Origin of the sequence: Sorangium sp. So ce131, from assembly GCF_051519095.1 — a bacterium.
Lineage (GTDB): Bacteria > Myxococcota_A > Polyangia > Polyangiales > Polyangiaceae > Sorangium.
On sequence record NZ_CP150455.1, the window covers coordinates 5992643 to 6008471 of the forward strand.

Consider the following 15829-nt stretch of genomic DNA (forward strand, 5'->3'; position numbering starts at 1 on the left):
GCCCGGTCAAAGCACGACAACTTTCTCGTCGCACTTTATCCTACATGCACCGGGGGGATCTGGGCGCCGCCGGGGCACGCGCCGTGACCGGCGAGCGCCCGCGCGTCGGCTCGGGCCGGTCAGCCTCGCATGCGCGGCGCGCCCGGGGAAAATTCCTGGCGGCGGGTCGGCGCCCGGCGTTCTCCGGCGCCTCGACGCGCCGTTACAGGAGCGTCAGTTGCACGAGTACCCCGAGGCGGAGCAGCCCGTCTCGTGATCGCGCCAGCGGCTGTACCAGGCGCCATACGATGCGGAGCAGTCGTGGTTTCGGCTGGCGATACGGCAGTTCCTGTACTGCCTCTCGCACGTGTCGAACCAGTTGTGAAAGCAGTGCCAGGGAAACGACTCGTAGCAGCAGCTGCAGAAGGAGGTCCCGCAGCTCTCGCCAGAGTCGTACCAGGGCGTGCATTCCTCCCACGAGCCGGGCGTGCAGCTCGCCTGCGGCTCCGCGTCCGGGAACGCGCTCTCCGGCCCTTCCGCGCTGCGCGGCTCCTCGCTCTCCTGCGAGGCAGAGGTGATCTCCGGATCCTCGTCCAGCTCGCTCGACCCGCCCGTTCCACCGCAGCCCGCGACGAGCGCGGCGGCGAGGCAGAGCGCGGGATACCGGATGGAGCGGATGAATGTGCCCTGACGCATGGTGATGATCTCCTGTGCACGAAGTGTCGATGAGAAGCTCGGCAGGCTGATCCCGCCGGGCACCGCGCACCGCGCACCGCGCACCGCGCACCGTGCGGCGCTGGGAGAACGTCTGCGCTCGCAGGCGCGCGACGGCAGCCCGCGTGCCCGATGCAGGGCGCGGCGCGGCTCGCGTGTGCCTCTCGGGCTTCTCCACTTCGTACGCCGCGTCCCGCCGCGCCCTGACAGCCCACCGCGTTTTTCTGAGCGCCCGCCGCGCGCCTTGCCTTCCGGCTGGCGCGCGTGGCCACGGCGCGCCGCCGGGCCTCCGCTGCCCCGAGGCGCTATGACTGCGCCCCATGAAGGATCCCGGCCACCGCGGCAGCACGGCCGCGCTCGCGCTGGCGGCGCTCGGGGTCGTGTTCGGCGACATCGGCACGAGCCCGCTCTACGCGCTCAAGGAGTGCGTGAGCGGGGCGCACGGCGTCCCGCCCACGCCCGAGAACGTGCTCGGCCTGCTCTCGCTGATCTTCTGGTCGCTCACGATGGTGGTCACGGTCAAATACGTCACCTTCATCCTGCGCGCGGACAACGAGGGCGAGGGCGGCATCCTCGCGCTGCTCGCGCTCGTCCCCGCGAGGCTGCGCGGCAAGGGGGCCGAGGGCGTCGGGCGGATCGCCGCGCTCGTGCTGCTCGGCGCCGCGCTCCTCTACGGCGACGGGATCATCACGCCCGCCATCTCGGTGCTGAGCGCGATGGAGGGCCTCTCGGTGGCCACGACGGCGCTCACGCCGGCCATCGTCCCGCTCACCTGCGCGATCCTCGTCGGGCTCTTCAGCGCGCAGCGCTTCGGGACGGCGCGCGTCGGCAGGGTCTTCGGGCCGATCATGGTGCTCTGGTTCGCGGCGCTCGCGGCGCTCGGCCTCGTGTACATCGCCGAGAACCCCGCGGTGCTCGGCGCGCTGAACCCGCTCCACGCCGCCCGCTTCTTCGGCGCGCACGGCCTCCACGGCTTCGCGATCCTCGGCTCGGTGGTCCTCGTCATCACGGGCGGCGAGGCGCTCTACGCGGACATGGGCCACTTCGGGCGCGCCCCGATCCGGCGCGCGTGGTTCGGGCTCGCGATGCCCGCGCTCGTGCTCAACTACTTCGGGCAGGGCGCGCTGCTCCTGCGCTCGCCCGAGGCCGCGGAGAACCCCTTCTTCGCCATGGTGCCGCGGGGCGCGCCCACCTACGCGCTCGTCGCGCTCGCCACCATGGCCACCGTGATCGCGTCGCAGGCGCTGATCTCCGGCGCCTACTCGCTCACGCACCAGGCCATCCAGCTCGGGTACCTGCCGCGGGTGGAGGTGCGCCACACCTCGAGCGAGGCGGAGGGGCAGATCTACGTCCCCTCGGTGAACTGGGCCCTCGCCGCCGGCTGCGTCGCGCTCGTGCTGGTGTTCGGCCAGTCGAGCCGCCTGGCCGCGGCGTACGGCATCGCGGTGACCGGCACGATGGGCATCACGTCGATCGTCTACTTCGTCGTGATGCGCGCCGCGTGGGGCGCCCCGCTCTGGAAGGCGCTCGCGCTCCTGCTCCTCTTCCTGTCGTTCGATCTCTCGTTCTTCGGCGCCAACCTGCTCAAGGTCCTCGACGGCGGGTACGTGCCGCTCGTCATCGCGGCCGTCCTGTTCACGCTGATGGTGGTCTGGAAGCGAGGCCGCGCGCTCCTCGTCGAGCGCTTCACGCGGGCCGCCCCCTCCGTCGAGGGCTTCGCGCGCGGGCTCGACGCGCGGTGCCGCGCGCGCGTCCCGGGCACGGCGGTGTTCCTGAGCTCGCGCGCGGGCAAGACGCCGTACATCCTCGCGCACCACCTCAAGCACAACAAGGCGCTGCACGAGACGGTCGTCCTCTTGACCGTGTTCACGGAGCACGTGCCGCGGGTCGCGGAGAAGGATCGCCTCGACCTGACGAGCCTCGACGAGGGGGTCCACCGGCTCATCGTCCGCTCGGGGTTCATGCAGTCGACCGACGTGCCGTCGCTCCTGCGGCGGGCCGCGGCGAAGCACGGGCTGCCCATCGACTTCGCGGACGTGACGTACTACCTCGGCCGCGAGACGATCCTCGCGACCGACCGCGGCCGCATGGGCGCGCTCGCGGAGACGATCTTCGCGGTGATGGCGCGGAACGCCGGGGCGGTGCCCGGCTACTTCAACCTCCCCCCGGAGCGCGTGGTGGAGCTCGGGGTGCAGGTCGATCTGTAGCGGCGCGCCGCCGCCGGCCGTGCGACGACGCGACGATCCCGCTCACGCGCGCGGGTCCGAGGCGCTAAGACTGCGCCGTCATGAACACCCAGCCTCCGGGGCGCGCCCTCGCTGCGCTCGGCCTGCTGCTGCTCGGCTGCGGCGCCGAGCCGCGGACCCTCACGATCGAGGTGGTGCCGGGGCACGAGGCGGCCGCCTTCCAGGAAGATCCGCCGGTCGCCCGGATCGAGGTGACCGCGGAGGCGGTCGAGGGGGACGTCGCCGTGAGCGCGTCGGCGGCGCCGGGCGGGTCGCTCGACTTCGGCGAGATCCCGGCGGACCGGGCGTACACCTTCGAGGTGCGCGGCGTCGATGCGGGCGGGGCGGCCGTGGTGCGCGGGCGCTCCGCGTCGGGCATCTACCTCGCCGCGGTGACGGGCGAGGTGCTGCCCCTGTTCGCCCAGCGCACGGGGCGGTGGGCGCGGCCGCCGGGCGAGCTCGCCGCGTCGCGCGTCGGGGCGCCCGGCCTGGCGCTCGCGGAGCGCTTCGTGGCGCTCACCGGCGGCGCCGCGGCCGGCGACGTGGACCCGGCGCGGCTCGACGCGTACGACCTCGCGGCGTGGGGCGCGAGCGCGTCCGGCGGCGCGCTCCCGCGGGCGGCGCGGTCGCTCGTCGTGCGCGGGGACGTGGTGCTCGCCCTCGACGACGAGGGCGCGACGTGGGCGGACGTGGCGACGGGAGAGACGGCCGAGGCGCCGCTGCCCGACGGGCTGAGCTCGTTCGCGGAGGTGGCCGGCGGCCGGACGGTCGAGGCGACGGACGGGCGCTCGTTCGTGGTCGGCGCGACGCGCTCGGGGCCAGCCGCGGGGGCGCCGGGGCCGGCCACGGGGGCGCCGGGGCCGGCCACGGACGTGGTGCTGGTCGTCGGCGAAGGCCGGCGGCTCTCGGTGGTGCGGCTCCGGGAGGCGCGCGCCGGCGCCGCGGCCGTGTGGCTCGAGGGCGTGGGCCTGGTGGTCGCCGGCGGGAGCGCGACCGGCGCGGGGCTGGAGGTGCTCGGGGACGGCGCGACGGCGTTCGCGCCGCGGCCGTTCCCGCCGGACGCGACCTGGGGCGCGGGCGCCGCGGTGACCGCGCCCGGGGAGATCGCGCTCGTCGGCGGGGTGCTGGACGGCGCCGCGGCGCCGACGCGGCGGCTCGCGCCCGGGTGCGCCGGCGCGAGCTGCGCCGCGGCCGCGCTCGAGGGCGCGGCGCTGCCGGCCGCGCTCGCGGGCGTCGCCGCGTTCGCGTTGCCCGGCGGGCGCGTCCTCGCGGTGGGCTCCGAGGCGGGCGCGGACGCGGGCGGCCTGACGAGGAGCTTCGTCGTCGACCTCGCCGCGGCGCAGGCCGAGGAGCTGCCGCTCCGGGAGCCGCGGCGCGGCGCGACCGTCGTGCCGGCGCCGAACGGCACGCTCGCGCTGCTCGGCGGCGTCCATCCGGACGGGACGCCCGCGCTCGCGATCGAGACGTTCTTTCCGGAGTGATGGCGCCGCGCGCCCGCGATGACTGATCAAGAGCCTCTCGACAGCCTCCGGCCAGAATTTCTTTTCTACCCGGAGCCTCTCGACAGCCTCCGGCCAGAATTTCTTTTCTACCCGGAGCCTCTCAACAGCCTCCGCCCAGAATTTCTTTTCTACCCGGAGCCTCTCAACAGCCTCCGGCTGAGTTTTTTTTCTACCCGGAGCCTCTCAACAGCCTCCGCCCAGAATTTCTTTTCTACCCGGAGCCTCTCAACAGCCTCCGCCCGAGTTGTTTTCTTGGCCGCCGCCGCAGTCGGGCCCTGCCACGGGGATCCGCGCGGACTCCCACGGGAAGAAGCCGCGAGCGCCGACGCAGATGTCGGCGATCGTGCAGGCCGCGGCGATCCGGTCCTCGAGGGAAGCCGCCTCGAAGAACCGGCGCGTATACCGGGCGACCTCCGGATCGCCGCGCTCGAGCTCGACGAACAGCTCCTTGGTGCGAGGCAACACGCCGTCACGAGCCCGGAGACGGTAGCGGAGCATCCGCAGCACGGCCTCGCCGAGCAGCGCGCTGGCCATGGCGCCGTCGCGCGCGGAGACGTCGATGGCGTCTTCGAGGAGCGTCGCGGCGTCGTACCGCTCCCAGGTGTCCTGCTCCGGCGTGAACCCGGAGCGCTTCGCGAGCCACGCGGCGGCCTCCGCCCTGAGCTCGTCGAGGAGCGGAGACCCGAGGACCGGAAATCCCGTGGCGATCATGTGCGCGGCGGACGGTCGCCCGCGCTCGTGCTCGGCCGCCCAGGTTTCGCGGATGGCCGCGGGAGGGTTGACGAAGATCTCCGCGGGCACATCCCCGAACCAGCGCTGCAGTCGCTGCTTGTACGGAGCGCCGTGGACGACGAAGACGTCGAGATCACTCGACGGATCTCCGCGGCCGCGCACGATCGATCCGGCCGCCACGATCGCCAGAGGCTCGAACGTCTCGAGGACGAAGGCGACCGCCGCGCGGAGCGCGCTCGTGTACCTCGGGGGTAGCTCCGGCCAGCGGCACTGCGCGAGAACGTCGACCTGCTCGCCGGGGGTCACGGGGCTCCGTTCCTCCTCTGCAGGCCGGAGCCCCATCGCGCGCGCCACCGCGTCCCGGTACTCCATCCACGCCGCGTGCGCCGCGGCCACCGCCGACGCGACCGCGTCGGCCAGCGGCCCCTCGTCCGGCACGTGCCCCAGCACCATGTCCCACGCGTCCCGCCGGTGGCCGCCCTCCACCGCCCGGTGCGCCCTCGCGAGGCGCATCCGCTCCGGCGGGCACCCGTAATGGCGCACCATCGGGTGCACGCGCAGCGCCTCCTCGATCGGCAGCACCTCCCGGCGCCCGAGGAGCTCCGCGCGCTCGTGCACGCTCCCCTCGACGAAGATCGTCAGCACCGCCGCGCCCACCACCCACGGCGGCGCCGCGCTCGCGCGATCGAGCAGCGCCCGGTACACGTGGGCCTCGGGCTCGAGCGGGATCGACTCGTCCTCGATGGCCGCGCGCGGGATGCCCAGGCCGTCGATCATCTCCAGGAAGAGCTCCGGATGCGAAACGCCCAGCGAGAGCTTCCCGGTCTGCTCTTCGTAGAGGTTCTCCGCCAGGGCGCTGCGCACCGCCGCCGGCGGCGACTGGCCGAGCACGCGCGCGAGCAGCACCGGGAAGTCGCGCACGTAGACCCGGTACTCGTGCCGGAAGTGGACGGCGAGCTGGTCGCGCGTGAGGCCGGGGCCCGTCAGGTGCGCCCAGGCCCAGTGGTTCTTGCGGTCCATGATCGCGAGCAGGCGCTCCTGAAGACGGCTCGTCATACGGCAGCTCCTCGGCAAAGGGACCCTTCGTTTTACTGCGCGGACGACGTCTGCCCAGCGCCGTCGTCGCCGCGCGCGCCCGGGGCGTCCTGGCTCCGGTCGGCGTCGTCCCCACCGCCGCGCGCGGCGCCGGCGCTCGCCCGCGCCGCGGCGCTCGCCCCGTAGACGGCGCCGAGGTCCGCCGCGATCGCCTCGAGCTGCGCCCGCAGCGCCTCGGGCGCGACCACCTCGACGCCCCGGCCCAGCCCGACGATCTGCGCGACGGCGATCGACTCCCGCTCGAAGTCGACCGTCACCGTCCTCGCGCCGCCGCGCGCCGCCGCGCCCTGCCCCCATCGCTCGTGCTCGCCGGCGGGCCGGACCTTCCTCAGCGCCTCCTCCCCTTCCTCGGTCACGCGCAGCGTCGCCACGTAGCTCGCCCTGCGCTCCGCGAACCGCTGGCACCACACCTTCCAGAAGGCCCCCAGATCGAACCCCTCCGGCCGCACAAACCCCTCGTCCAGGAGGCGCGCCCCCTCGACGCGCGCCCCCCGGAACACGCTCGGCCCGCGCTCCGCGCCGGCCACGAGGTACCAGCGGTCGGCCTTGAGCACGAGCCCGTACGGCTCCACCACCCGCTCGCTCGCCGCCCCGTCGAAGTCCCGGTACTCGAGCCAGACCTTGCGGTCGCCCCAGACGGCCTCCCGCAACACGTCCAGGTGGGGCACCACCTCCCTCCCCTGGAACCACCCCGACGAGTCCACGTGGAGCCGCTGCCGCGCGTGCTCCGCCGCCGACCGCTGCACGACCGGCAGCGCGGACGCGAGCTTGATCAGCGCGCTCTGGAGCGCCCCCGAGAGGCCGATGTCCGCGAGCGCGCCCGGCGCGGCCACGGCCGAGAGCGCCTGCACCTCGGGCTGCGTCAGCCCGGTCAGGCTCGTCTGCCACCCCTCCAGCAGGGCGATCCCGCCGTTCGGGCCGCGGTGCGTGTACACGGGCACCCCCGCCGCCGACAGCGCGTCGAGGTCCCGGTAGATCGTCCGCGCCGAGACCTGAAGCCGGCCCGCCAGGTCCTCGGCCGTGAGCTGACGGTTCTTCGCCTGCTGCAGGAGCAGCATCAAGGTGAGCAGCCGATCCGCGCGCATGACCTTCCCTGGGCCCGGAGCCAGGCCCTCGCCCCCCGCCGGTGACTCCCGCTGGAGACCGATTCCAAGCCTACGCGCAATTCATGACAGAGGGTGTCAAGAATGCGCCCGTAAAGTCGCCCCTGGACCGAACGGAGACCGCAACCGGGCAGCGCGCGGCGCCACGACCGCCGCCCCACGTCCCGCCCCGCGGAGCTCCGGTCCCAAGGAGACCCCCATGAAACCTCTCGCTCTCGAAGGACAGGTCGCCCTCGTCGCCGGCGCCACGCGCGGCGCGGGGCGCGCCATCGCGTGTTCGCTCGGCGAGGCCGGCGCGACCGTCTACTGCACCGGGCGCAGCGTCCGCGGCCGGCCCGCCACGGACGGGCGCCCCGAGACCATCGAGGAGACCGCGGAGATGGTCGCCGCACGCGGAGGCCGCGGCCTCGCCGTGCAGGTCGACCACACCGTCGAGGAGCAGGTCGCGGCGCTCTGCGCGCAGATCAAGCGCGAGCAGGGCAAGCTCGACGTCCTCGTCAACGACGTCTGGGGCGGCGACGAGCTCACCGAGTTCGGCGCGCCGTTCTGGAAGCTCTCCATCCCCAGGGGCAAGATCCTGCTCGAGCGCGCCGTCACCTCGCACATCATCACGAGCCGCCACGCGGTGCCGCTGCTGCTCGAGCGCGGCCGGGGCCTCATCGTCGAGGTCACGGACGGCGACCACTTCGGCTACCGCGGCAACCTCTTCTACGACCTGGCGAAGATGTCGGTCATCCGCCTCGCCTTCGCGATGGCCTGGGAGCTGAAGCGGCACCCGGGCATCACGGCGCTCGCGGTGACGCCCGGCTTCCTGCGCTCCGAGGCCATGCTCGACCACTTCGGCGTCACGGAGGCGACCTGGCAGGACGGGACCGCCAAGGATCCGCACTTCATCGCCTCGGAGACGCCGTACTACGTGGGCCGCGCCGTGGCGGCGCTCGCCGCCGATCCGGACGTCGCGGCGAAGGCCGGCCGCGTCCTCAGCTCGTGGGACCTCGCCCGGGAGTACGGCTTCACCGACGTCGACGGCCGGCAGCCGCACTGGGGGGACTACTTCGAGAAGACGTTCGGCCGGTACAACCGCGCGGACGAGCAGGCCTACGCGTCCTGGTTCAACGGGCCGATGGACCTCGCGGCGCCGGACTGGCCCAAGGAGTAACCCCAGCGCGCGCGGGGCTCACGTCGAGCCGCGCGCGTCAATGCGCGTACGGCTCGCCCCGCAGCAGCGTCATCGCCCGGTAGAGCTGCTCGATCAACACGAGCCGCGCGAGGCGGTGCGGGAACGTGAGCGGCGAGAGGCTCCACCGGTCGTCGGCCGCGGCGGACACGTCGGGCGGCAGCCCGTCCGCGCCCCCGATCAGGAACGTGACCATGCCCTTGCCGCGCGAGCCCCACCGCTCCACGCCCGCCGCGAACGCCTCGCTGCCGAGCGCCTTGCCGTTCACCTCCATCGCGATGACGCTCGCCCCCGCCGCCGCGCGCGCGAGCAGCGGCCCGACCTTCGCCGGCGGGCCGTCGGGGATCTCGATCTCGTCGCACGCGACGTAGCGGCGGATACGGCCGAGGTACTCGTCGATCGCCGCGCGCAGCGGCTTGTCCTTCACGCGGCCGACGGCCGCCACGACGAGGCGCACGGGCGCGCTCAGCTCGGGTCGAACCGCGGGGCGGGCTGCGCCCCCGGCGCCGGGCTCTCCTCCGGGACAGGGACGCGGCCCGCGTCGATCCAGAGCCCCTCGATGTCGTACAGGCGCCGCGTCTCCTCCTGGAACACGTGCACCACGACGTCGCCGAAGTCGATCAGCACCCACGTCGCGGCGGCGAGGCCCTCCATCGACAGCGGCGCGATCTTGTCCTTGCGCGTCGCCTCCTCCAGGCCCGTCGCGATCGCGTGGACGTGCCGGTCGGAGCGGCCCGTCATGATCACGAGGTAGTCCGCGTAGTCGACGCGCCCCACCACCTCGAGGATCTCGACGCCGATCGCCTTCTTGTCGAGCCCCGCCGCCGCCAGCTTGAGCGCCAGCTCGCGCGCGGCCTCCGACGGCTGCGGCGCCGGCGGCGGCGCGCTCCGGCGCGCCCCGGCGCGCTTCGGGCCGGCGAGCGGCGACTTGCGCGCGGCGGACCGCCCCGCGAGCGGCAGGATCGCCTTCGCCCCGCCCTCGCCCCGCGTCGGCCGCGGCGCCCTCGCCGCCGGCCGCTCCGCCGCGTCGCCCGCGTCGCCGACGTCCGGCGCGCGGCGCGCGCGCCCCGCCTTCGCCCCGGGCTCGCCCACGCCGGTGTGGGAGGCGCGGATCCGCGGCGACGCCGGCCGCTTCGGCTTCGCCGCGGACGAGGCGCGACCCGCCGCGCCCGCCTTCGCCGTCGTCGCCTTCTTCCTCGCCGGGAGGCGAGGCTCCGCGCCCTCGCCCGCCTTCGACCCCGCCTTCGCCCGCGGCTTGCTGCTCCCTTCGCCTGCGTCCTTCTTCGTCGCCAACGTTCTCTCGCTTTCTTGTGCCCGTCCGGTCGCCGGGCGCCCTCGTCTCGCCCGCGTCAGCGGGTCTGGCCCTCGCCGTACGCGATCCACTTGAGCGCCGTCAGGCTCGCGAGCCCCATCGGGCCGTAGGCATGGAGCTTCGTCGTGGAGATGCCGATCTCCGCCCCGAGGCCGAGCTCGCCGCCGTCGTTGAACCGCGACGACGCGTTCGCCAGCACGCAGCTCGCGTCGACCTCGCGCAGGAAGCGCTGCGCGTGGTCGTAACGCGGCGTGCAGATCACCTCGGTGTGCATCGATCCGTAGCGGGCGATGTGATCGAGCGCCTCGTCGAGCGAGCGCACCACCCGCACCGCCAGGATGGGCGCGAGGAACTCCCGCCCGTAGTCGTCCTCCGCGGCCCGTCGCGCCGAGGGCACCAGCGCGCAGGTCGCCTCGTCCCCGCGCAGCTCGAGCCCGCGATCCGCGAGGGCGGCGACGCGCCCGAGCAGCGGCGCCGCGACGCTCTCGTGCACGAGCAGGCACTCCAGCGCGTTGCAGACGCCCGGGCGCTGGAGCTTGCCGTTCTCGACGAGGCGGAGGGCCATGTCGAGGTCGCACCCGGCGTCCGCGTAGAGGTGGTTCACGCCCTTGTAGTGCTGGATCACGGGGACGCGCGCGTTCTCGGCCACGAACCGGATGAGCCCCTCGCCCCCGCGCGGGATGGCGAGATCGATCATGCCGGTGAGGCCGAGCAGGATCCGCGTGGCCTCGCGATCCAGCGAGGGGACGAGCTGCACCGCGTCGGCCGGCAGCCCGACCGAGCGGATCGCGTCCGAGATCAACGCGCCGAGCGCCGCGTTCGAGCGCGCCGCCTCCTTGCCGCCCCGGAGGATCGCGGCGTTGCCGCTCTTCAGGCACAGCGCCGCGGCGTCGACCGTCACGTTCGGGCGCGACTCGTAGATCATCGCGATCACGCCGAGCGGCACGCGGACCTGCCCGACGAGCAGCCCGTTCGGCCGCCGCTCCATCCCGACGACCTGCCCGACCGGATCCCCCGCGGCGGCGACCTCGAGCACCGCGCCCGCGATCGCGGCGAGCCGCGCCTCGTCGAGCACGAGCCGGTCGACGAGCGACTCGGAGACGCCCGCCGCGCGCGCGGCCGCGACGTCCTCGGCGTTCGCGGCGAGCACGGCGGAGCGCTTGCCTTCGCCGGCCTCGGCGCGCAGCCGCTCGGCGATGGCGCGCAGCGCGCGGTCCTTCTGGGCTCGGTCCAGGGGGGCGAGCGCCCGGGCCGCGGTCCGGGCGCGCTGGCAGAGGGCGCGGAGCGCGCCCTCCAGGTCGGCATGGCTCTGTTCCACAGCGGGAACCTAGCTCGCCTCCCTGCGCGGGCCAACCGTTCTCCTTCGCGTCCGTGCTAGCTTGCCGGCGTGTCCGGCGACCTCCGAATCCCGAGCCAGCCGTCCCGCGCACCCCGCCCCCGCCCGCCCTGCCGCGGGCCGCGCGCCGCGCTCCTCGCCGCGCTCGCGCTGGCGGCGTGCGGCGGCCGCGAGGTGGTCGAGGACGCGCCCGCGCCGCCGAGCACCGGCATCCCCCTCGCGGCGCCGAACGCGCGAGGGGCGCCGCTCGACGTGGCGCCGGCGGCCACCACCGTCCTGCCCCCGCCGCTCCAGGGTCCGCCCGAGTTCCAGCTCCCTCCCGATCCGTTCGGCGCTCCCGAGATGCCGCAAGATCCCGTGCCCGCCGGGAGCGCGGGAGGGCCCGGAGTCCAGCTATGACACGAGCTCCCCACCGTTCGCTCGCCGGCGCGATCGCCGCCGCGCTGCTCGCCGCGGCGTGCGGCTCCTCCGCGCCCAAGCCGCTCCCGCCGGGCCCGCCGCCCGAGTACGAGGCCCCGCGCGCGTTCGACGGCGCCGCAGGTGAGCCGCCGGCGGCGGCGCCACCCGCTGCGCCGGCGGACGCGCCGGCAGCGCCGCAAGCGCCCGCTGCGCCCGACGCGACGGCAGCGCCGCAAGCGCCCGCCGCGACGACGCCCGCTGCGCCGCACGCGCCGCAAGTGCCCGCCACGACGAAGCCCGCTGCGCCGCCGTGACACGACGATCGAGCGCCGGCGAGCGCTCGATCGCAGCGGTGATCCGGCGCCGGCGAACGCTCGAGCGCAGCGGTCCCCGCCCGCCCCTGGCGGATCTCGCCCCGCCATGCTAGCGGCAGCCATGCACTCACCCCGGCGGGACTTCGCCGTCATCCTCGATTTCGGCTCTCAGTACACCCAGCTCATCGCCCGGCGCGTGCGCGAGTCCGGCGTCTACTGCGAGATCCACCGCTTCGACATCCCCGTCGCCGAGCTCCGCCGGCTCGCTCCGCGGGCGCTCATCCTCTCCGGCGGCCCCGCGAGCGTGTACGGCGACGGCGCGCCCCGCTGCTCCCGGGAGGTGCTGGAGCTCGGCGTGCCCACGCTGGGCATCTGCTACGGGCTCCAGCTCATGGCGCACCACCTCGGCGGCAAGGTCGAGCGCGCGCACACCGGCGGCGAGTACGGCCCCGCCACGGTGAGGGTCGAGCGCCCGACGGGCATCTTCTCCCGCTTCGCCGAGGGCGAGACCCTCGACGTCTGGATGAGCCACGGCGACCGCCTCACGGCGATGCCGGAGGGCTTCGTGTCGCTCGGCACGACGCCCGGCAGCCCGCTCTGCGCCGTCGCCCGCGAGCGCGACAAGCTCTACGGCCTCCAGTTCCACCCCGAGGTCGTCCACACCTCGCGCGGCAAGGAGATCCTCCAGGCCTTCCTCTTCGACGTCGCCGGCCTCTCCCCGACCTGGACGCCCGCGTCGTTCGTCGAGGAGGCGATCGCCGCGGTCCGCGAGAAGGCCGGCCCGAGCGACCGCGTCATCCTGGGCCTCTCCGGCGGGGTCGACTCCTCGGTCGCCGCCGTCCTCTGCCAGCGCGCCCTCGGCGACCGGCTGACGTGCATCTTCGTCGACAACGGCCTCCTGCGCGAGGGCGAGGCCGAGACCGTCGAGCGGACGTTCCGCGGCCACTTCCACATGAACCTCGACGCCGTCGACGCGTCGGCGCGCTTCCTCGAGGGGCTGCGCGGCGTCGTCGACCCGGAGCAGAAGCGCAAGACGATCGGCCGCCTCTTCATCGAGGTGTTCGAGGAGGAGGCGAAGCGGGTCCAGGGGGCGAAGTGGCTCGTCCAGGGCACCCTCTACCCCGACGTCATCGAGAGCGTCTCGTTCAAGGGCCCGAGCGCGGTCATCAAGAGCCACCACAACGTCGGCGGCCTGCCCGAGCGGATGCACCTCGGCCTCATCGAGCCCCTGCGCGAGCTCTTCAAGGACGAGGTGCGGGCCGCCGGCGAGGCGCTCGGCATGCCGCGCGAGATCCTCTACCGCCAGCCCTTCCCCGGCCCCGGCCTCGCGGTGCGGTGCCTCGGCGAGGTGACGCCGGAGAAGCTCCGCGTGCTCCGGGCCGCCGACGCGATCTTCGAGGACGAGATCCGCACCGCCGGGCTCTACGAGTCGCTCTGGCAGAGCTTCTGCGTGCTCCTCCCGGTCCGCTCCGTCGGCGTGATGGGCGATGAGCGCACCTACGACGAGGCGATCGCGCTGCGCGCGGTGCACTCGACCGACGGCATGACCGCCGACTGGGCGCGGCTGCCCTACGATCTCGTCGCCCGGGTGAGCTCGCGGATCATCAACGAGGTGCGCGGCGTGAACCGGGTGGTGCTCGACGTCTCCTCGAAGCCCCCCTCGACGATCGAATGGGAATGATGGACGCCGCGAGGAGGACGCGCGCCGCGGCGATCCTGCTGCTCGGGCTCGCCGCGTGCGTCGCGCGCGCGCCGGCGACGGTCTCGCTCCGGATGAAGGGGAGCGTGCCCGACGCGTCGGTCACGATCGACGACCAGTACGTCGGCGCGCTCGCCTACGTCGCCGCCCGCGGCGTCGCGCTGCCGCCCGGCGCGCACCGCATCACCGTCGAGAAGGCGGGGTACTTCCCCTGGGATCGCCTCGTCGAGGCCAAGAGCGGCGACGCGCCGATCCACCTGCAGGTGCAGCTGACGCCCGTGCCGGACTGACCGCCGCGCCGGTCGGGAGGCCCGCCGGTGGCCGCGCCGGCCGGGATACCCGCCGGCGGTCGCGCCGTCCACGCGGCCTCGCGGCGAGCGCACGACATCAAATCATCCTCGGCCGCTCCCCGTAACTCATGGTGATGGATCCACGCAGCACCGATCCATCTCAACCCGAACCTCGCGGTGGACCGGACTATGCCGAATCGGAGCAGGCCGAAGACGCTGTCGCGCGCGTCTTCCACGAACAACGCAGCCCGGCGCGCCCTCCGGCGCGCCACCCTCGATGTCTGCGGGCCCCACAGCCGCCGTCCGGGAGGACGGCTGTTCCACGCCCTGTGTGATCTCGCCGATCGCCTCCTGCAGCGCCGGGGAGACCCGTGGGCGCGCCAGATCGGCACCGTGCTGTTCTATGTCGCCTTCCACAGCGCTCGCTCCGCGGAGGACGACGACTTCCGCCTCTCGCTCCGGACCTCCCTCGACATGCTCGTCGAGCTCGAGCCGGTCGAGCGCTGGCATCGGCCGGCGCCTCGGCCCGATCCGCCCGCGGGCCAGCCGGCGCCGGTCCCCTATCCGACCTACACCGGCGCGGCTCTCCCGGCGGAGCGGGGCGCCGGATGAGCGCGCCGCCCTCCCCGCCCTCGCCCGCGGCGCCCCCGCCGTTCGAGAAGGTCTACGCCGTGGGCCTGCCCTTCCTCCACCACGCGCTCCGGTGGCTGGGCGTGGCGACGAGCGACATGGACGACCTGCTCCAGGAGGTCTTCCTCGCCGCCTACTGCGGCCTGCCCAGCTACGAGCCGTGGCGTTACCACGCGGCGCCCGCGAACGAGCTCCCCGCGGCGGGGCTGCCGCCCCTGCGCGTCACGCCCGAGACGGCGCTCCAGCGCTGGCTCTTCGGCATCGCCTGGCGCAAGGCGAGCCACTACCACGCGCGCGCCCACCGGCGCCGCGAGATCCCGTCCGGGGCCGGCGGCTCGTGGCCGTTCGAGGGGCGCGATCCGGCGCCGACGCCGGAGCACACGCTCGCGAGCGCCGACCGCGCCGAGGTCGTGACGGCGCTGCTCCTGAAGATCGCGCCCGAGCGGCGCGTGATCCTCGTGATGTACGACCTCCTCGGCGTGCCGGTGGCCGACATCGCCCGCGAGCTGCAGCTCAAGGAGAACACCGTCCGCTCCCGCCTGCGCCTCGCCCGCGAGGACTTCCGCGCCGCGGTCGCGCGCCAGCCCGCCGAGCGCCGGAGCGCCCTCTCGGGCCTCCCCGCGTCGGAGCGTTCCCTCGACGCCGCGGCGGCGTCCCTGCTCCGCGCCGCGCGCGCGCTCCCGCCCGTCCCGGCGGACCTCGCGCGCGACGTGTGGCTCCGCTTGCAGCACCACCTCCAGGCGGAGCAAGGGCGGGAGCCGCGGCGCGGCGTTCTCGGCGTTCTCGGCGGTCTCGGCAAGGAGCTCGGCGCGCGCGCCACCCCCGCGCTCGAGCTTGGGAAAAGGAAAAGTAGAGCGGTCAGCCGCGCCGGCCTCTTGACGATCCCGCACGTTTGTGTAGTCTGCCGCCCCCTCGCAGAGAAAGCCCAAGAACATGGCCAATACCCCGAAGTGGAATGTCCGTCTGCGTCACGAATGGCTCGCCACCCCGCTCAAGAAGAAGCGCCTGAAGCGCTGCCAGAAGGCGCGGATCGGCCTGCTCGATGCCGAGCAGCGCAAGGCCGCCAAGCAGAAGCCGGCGCAGGCTGAGCAAACGGCTGGCTGACCGCGGCCCGACGGCGCCGCGGCCCGACATCGACGCGGCGGACCTCCGTCTGGCCGCGCCCCCGCCCGAGCCCCGCGTCGCGGCTCTGCGCCGGCACGTCGGCGCTCTCACGCGGGTCGATCCGTGGTAGCGTCGTCCCGCGGTGTTCGCCTGCGCATCGGCGACGAACCGTCGGTCCTCGCCCTCGGCGGGGACCGACCCGGATCCATGGGAGCGAG

15 protein-coding genes are annotated in these 15829 nt (G+C 74.4%); 9 read left to right on the forward strand and 6 right to left on the reverse strand.

The window, feature by feature from the left end; all coding sequences use genetic code 11:
• Positions 1 to 213 precede the first annotated feature (213 nt).
• A complete protein-coding gene (locus WMF43_RS21685; protein ID WP_437682945.1) occupies positions 214 to 675 on the reverse strand; it encodes a hypothetical protein in 462 nt (153 codons plus the stop codon).
• 338 nt (positions 676 to 1013) lie between these two features.
• Here WMF43_RS21685 and WMF43_RS21690 point away from each other — a divergent pair, with 338 nt between their 5' ends.
• Positions 1014 to 2900 (forward strand): potassium transporter Kup, encoded by a 1887-nt coding sequence (locus WMF43_RS21690; protein WP_437682947.1) that lies wholly within the window; start codon positions 1014 to 1016, stop codon positions 2898 to 2900.
• Between the two features lie 80 nt (positions 2901 to 2980).
• Complete coding sequence (locus WMF43_RS21695; RefSeq protein ID WP_437682949.1) at positions 2981 to 4399, forward strand: hypothetical protein; 1419 nt, start codon at positions 2981 to 2983, stop codon at positions 4397 to 4399.
• A 246-nt stretch (positions 4400 to 4645) separates the two neighbouring features.
• On the opposite strand, the gene WMF43_RS21700 is transcribed toward WMF43_RS21695, so the two are convergent.
• Both WMF43_RS21700 and WMF43_RS21705 read right to left on the reverse strand, forming a co-directional pair.
• Positions 4646 to 6208 carry an iron-containing redox enzyme family protein gene (locus tag WMF43_RS21700; protein ID WP_437682951.1) on the reverse strand — a complete coding sequence of 521 codons (1563 nt, stop codon included), beginning with the start codon at positions 6206 to 6208 and terminating at the stop codon, positions 4646 to 4648.
• Between the two features lie 32 nt (positions 6209 to 6240).
• Positions 6241 to 7332: a helix-turn-helix transcriptional regulator gene (locus tag WMF43_RS21705; protein ID WP_437682953.1), complete on the reverse strand. Its 1092-nt coding sequence runs from the start codon at positions 7330 to 7332 to the stop codon at positions 6241 to 6243.
• 217 nt (positions 7333 to 7549) lie between these two features.
• Here WMF43_RS21705 and WMF43_RS21710 point away from each other — a divergent pair, with 217 nt between their 5' ends.
• Positions 7550 to 8509, forward strand: a complete 960-nt coding sequence (locus WMF43_RS21710) for an SDR family oxidoreductase (RefSeq protein ID WP_437682954.1) — start codon at positions 7550 to 7552, stop codon at positions 8507 to 8509.
• 37 nt (positions 8510 to 8546) lie between these two features.
• Here the strand turns inward: WMF43_RS21710 and WMF43_RS21715 are convergent, their stop codons facing one another.
• The 3 genes from WMF43_RS21715 to WMF43_RS21725 are packed head-to-tail and all read right to left on the reverse strand — an operon-like array spanning position 8547 to position 11157.
• Complete coding sequence (locus WMF43_RS21715; RefSeq protein ID WP_437682956.1) at positions 8547 to 8984, reverse strand: 23S rRNA (pseudouridine(1915)-N(3))-methyltransferase RlmH; 438 nt, start codon at positions 8982 to 8984, stop codon at positions 8547 to 8549.
• 8 nt (positions 8985 to 8992) lie between these two features.
• Complete coding sequence (gene rsfS, locus WMF43_RS21720) at positions 8993 to 9820, reverse strand: ribosome silencing factor (protein WP_437682957.1); 828 nt, start codon at positions 9818 to 9820, stop codon at positions 8993 to 8995.
• A gap of 56 nt (positions 9821 to 9876) precedes the next feature.
• Complete coding sequence (locus WMF43_RS21725; protein ID WP_437682959.1) at positions 9877 to 11157, reverse strand: glutamate-5-semialdehyde dehydrogenase; 1281 nt, start codon at positions 11155 to 11157, stop codon at positions 9877 to 9879.
• A gap of 69 nt (positions 11158 to 11226) precedes the next feature.
• Here WMF43_RS21725 and WMF43_RS21730 point away from each other — a divergent pair, with 69 nt between their 5' ends.
• From WMF43_RS21730 to WMF43_RS21755, 6 genes are all read left to right on the forward strand, one after another.
• Positions 11227 to 11574 carry a hypothetical protein gene (locus tag WMF43_RS21730; RefSeq protein WP_437682961.1) on the forward strand — a complete coding sequence of 116 codons (348 nt, stop codon included), beginning with the start codon at positions 11227 to 11229 and terminating at the stop codon, positions 11572 to 11574.
• Positions 11571 to 11888 (forward strand): hypothetical protein, encoded by a 318-nt coding sequence (locus tag WMF43_RS21735; RefSeq protein WP_437682963.1) that lies wholly within the window; start codon positions 11571 to 11573, stop codon positions 11886 to 11888. Before WMF43_RS21730 ends, WMF43_RS21735 begins: the two co-directional genes overlap by 4 nt.
• A 106-nt stretch (positions 11889 to 11994) precedes the next feature.
• A complete protein-coding gene (gene guaA / locus WMF43_RS21740) occupies positions 11995 to 13569 on the forward strand; it encodes a glutamine-hydrolyzing GMP synthase (RefSeq protein ID WP_437682965.1) in 1575 nt (524 codons plus the stop codon).
• Positions 13560 to 13877 carry a PEGA domain-containing protein gene (locus tag WMF43_RS21745; RefSeq protein WP_437682967.1) on the forward strand — a complete coding sequence of 106 codons (318 nt, stop codon included), beginning with the start codon at positions 13560 to 13562 and terminating at the stop codon, positions 13875 to 13877. Before guaA ends, WMF43_RS21745 begins: the two co-directional genes overlap by 10 nt.
• A gap of 189 nt (positions 13878 to 14066) precedes the next feature.
• The gene (locus tag WMF43_RS21750) at positions 14067 to 14489 is read left to right on the forward strand and encodes a hypothetical protein (protein WP_437682969.1); all 423 of its coding nucleotides are present in this window, start codon (positions 14067 to 14069) and stop codon (positions 14487 to 14489) included.
• A gap of 59 nt (positions 14490 to 14548) precedes the next feature.
• Positions 14549 to 15595, forward strand: coding sequence for an RNA polymerase sigma factor (locus WMF43_RS21755; RefSeq protein ID WP_437682971.1), 1047 nt, complete (start codon positions 14549 to 14551; stop codon positions 15593 to 15595).
• Positions 15596 to 15829 lie beyond the last annotated feature (234 nt).

What these genes read in the sequence shown, in the direction of transcription:
- WMF43_RS21710 (WP_437682954.1), top strand. Translation starts at nt 7,550, where the DNA reads ATGAAACCTCTCGCTCTCGAAGGACAGGTCGCCCTCGTCGCCGGCGCC.
- WMF43_RS21745 (WP_437682967.1), top strand. Translation starts at nt 13,560, where the DNA reads ATGGGAATGATGGACGCCGCGAGGAGGACGCGCGCCGCGGCGATCCTG.
- WMF43_RS21685 (WP_437682945.1), bottom strand. Translation starts at nt 675, where the DNA reads ATGCGTCAGGGCACATTCATCCGCTCCATCCGGTATCCCGCGCTCTGC.
- WMF43_RS21750 (WP_437682969.1), top strand. Translation starts at nt 14,067, where the DNA reads ATGCCGAATCGGAGCAGGCCGAAGACGCTGTCGCGCGCGTCTTCCACG.
- guaA (WP_437682965.1), top strand. Translation starts at nt 11,995, where the DNA reads ATGCTAGCGGCAGCCATGCACTCACCCCGGCGGGACTTCGCCGTCATC.
- WMF43_RS21700 (WP_437682951.1), bottom strand. Translation starts at nt 6,208, where the DNA reads ATGACGAGCCGTCTTCAGGAGCGCCTGCTCGCGATCATGGACCGCAAG.
- WMF43_RS21690 (WP_437682947.1), top strand. Translation starts at nt 1,014, where the DNA reads ATGAAGGATCCCGGCCACCGCGGCAGCACGGCCGCGCTCGCGCTGGCG.
- WMF43_RS21695 (WP_437682949.1), top strand. Translation starts at nt 2,981, where the DNA reads ATGAACACCCAGCCTCCGGGGCGCGCCCTCGCTGCGCTCGGCCTGCTG.
- WMF43_RS21705 (WP_437682953.1), bottom strand. Translation starts at nt 7,332, where the DNA reads ATGCGCGCGGATCGGCTGCTCACCTTGATGCTGCTCCTGCAGCAGGCG.
- WMF43_RS21735 (WP_437682963.1), top strand. Translation starts at nt 11,571, where the DNA reads ATGACACGAGCTCCCCACCGTTCGCTCGCCGGCGCGATCGCCGCCGCG.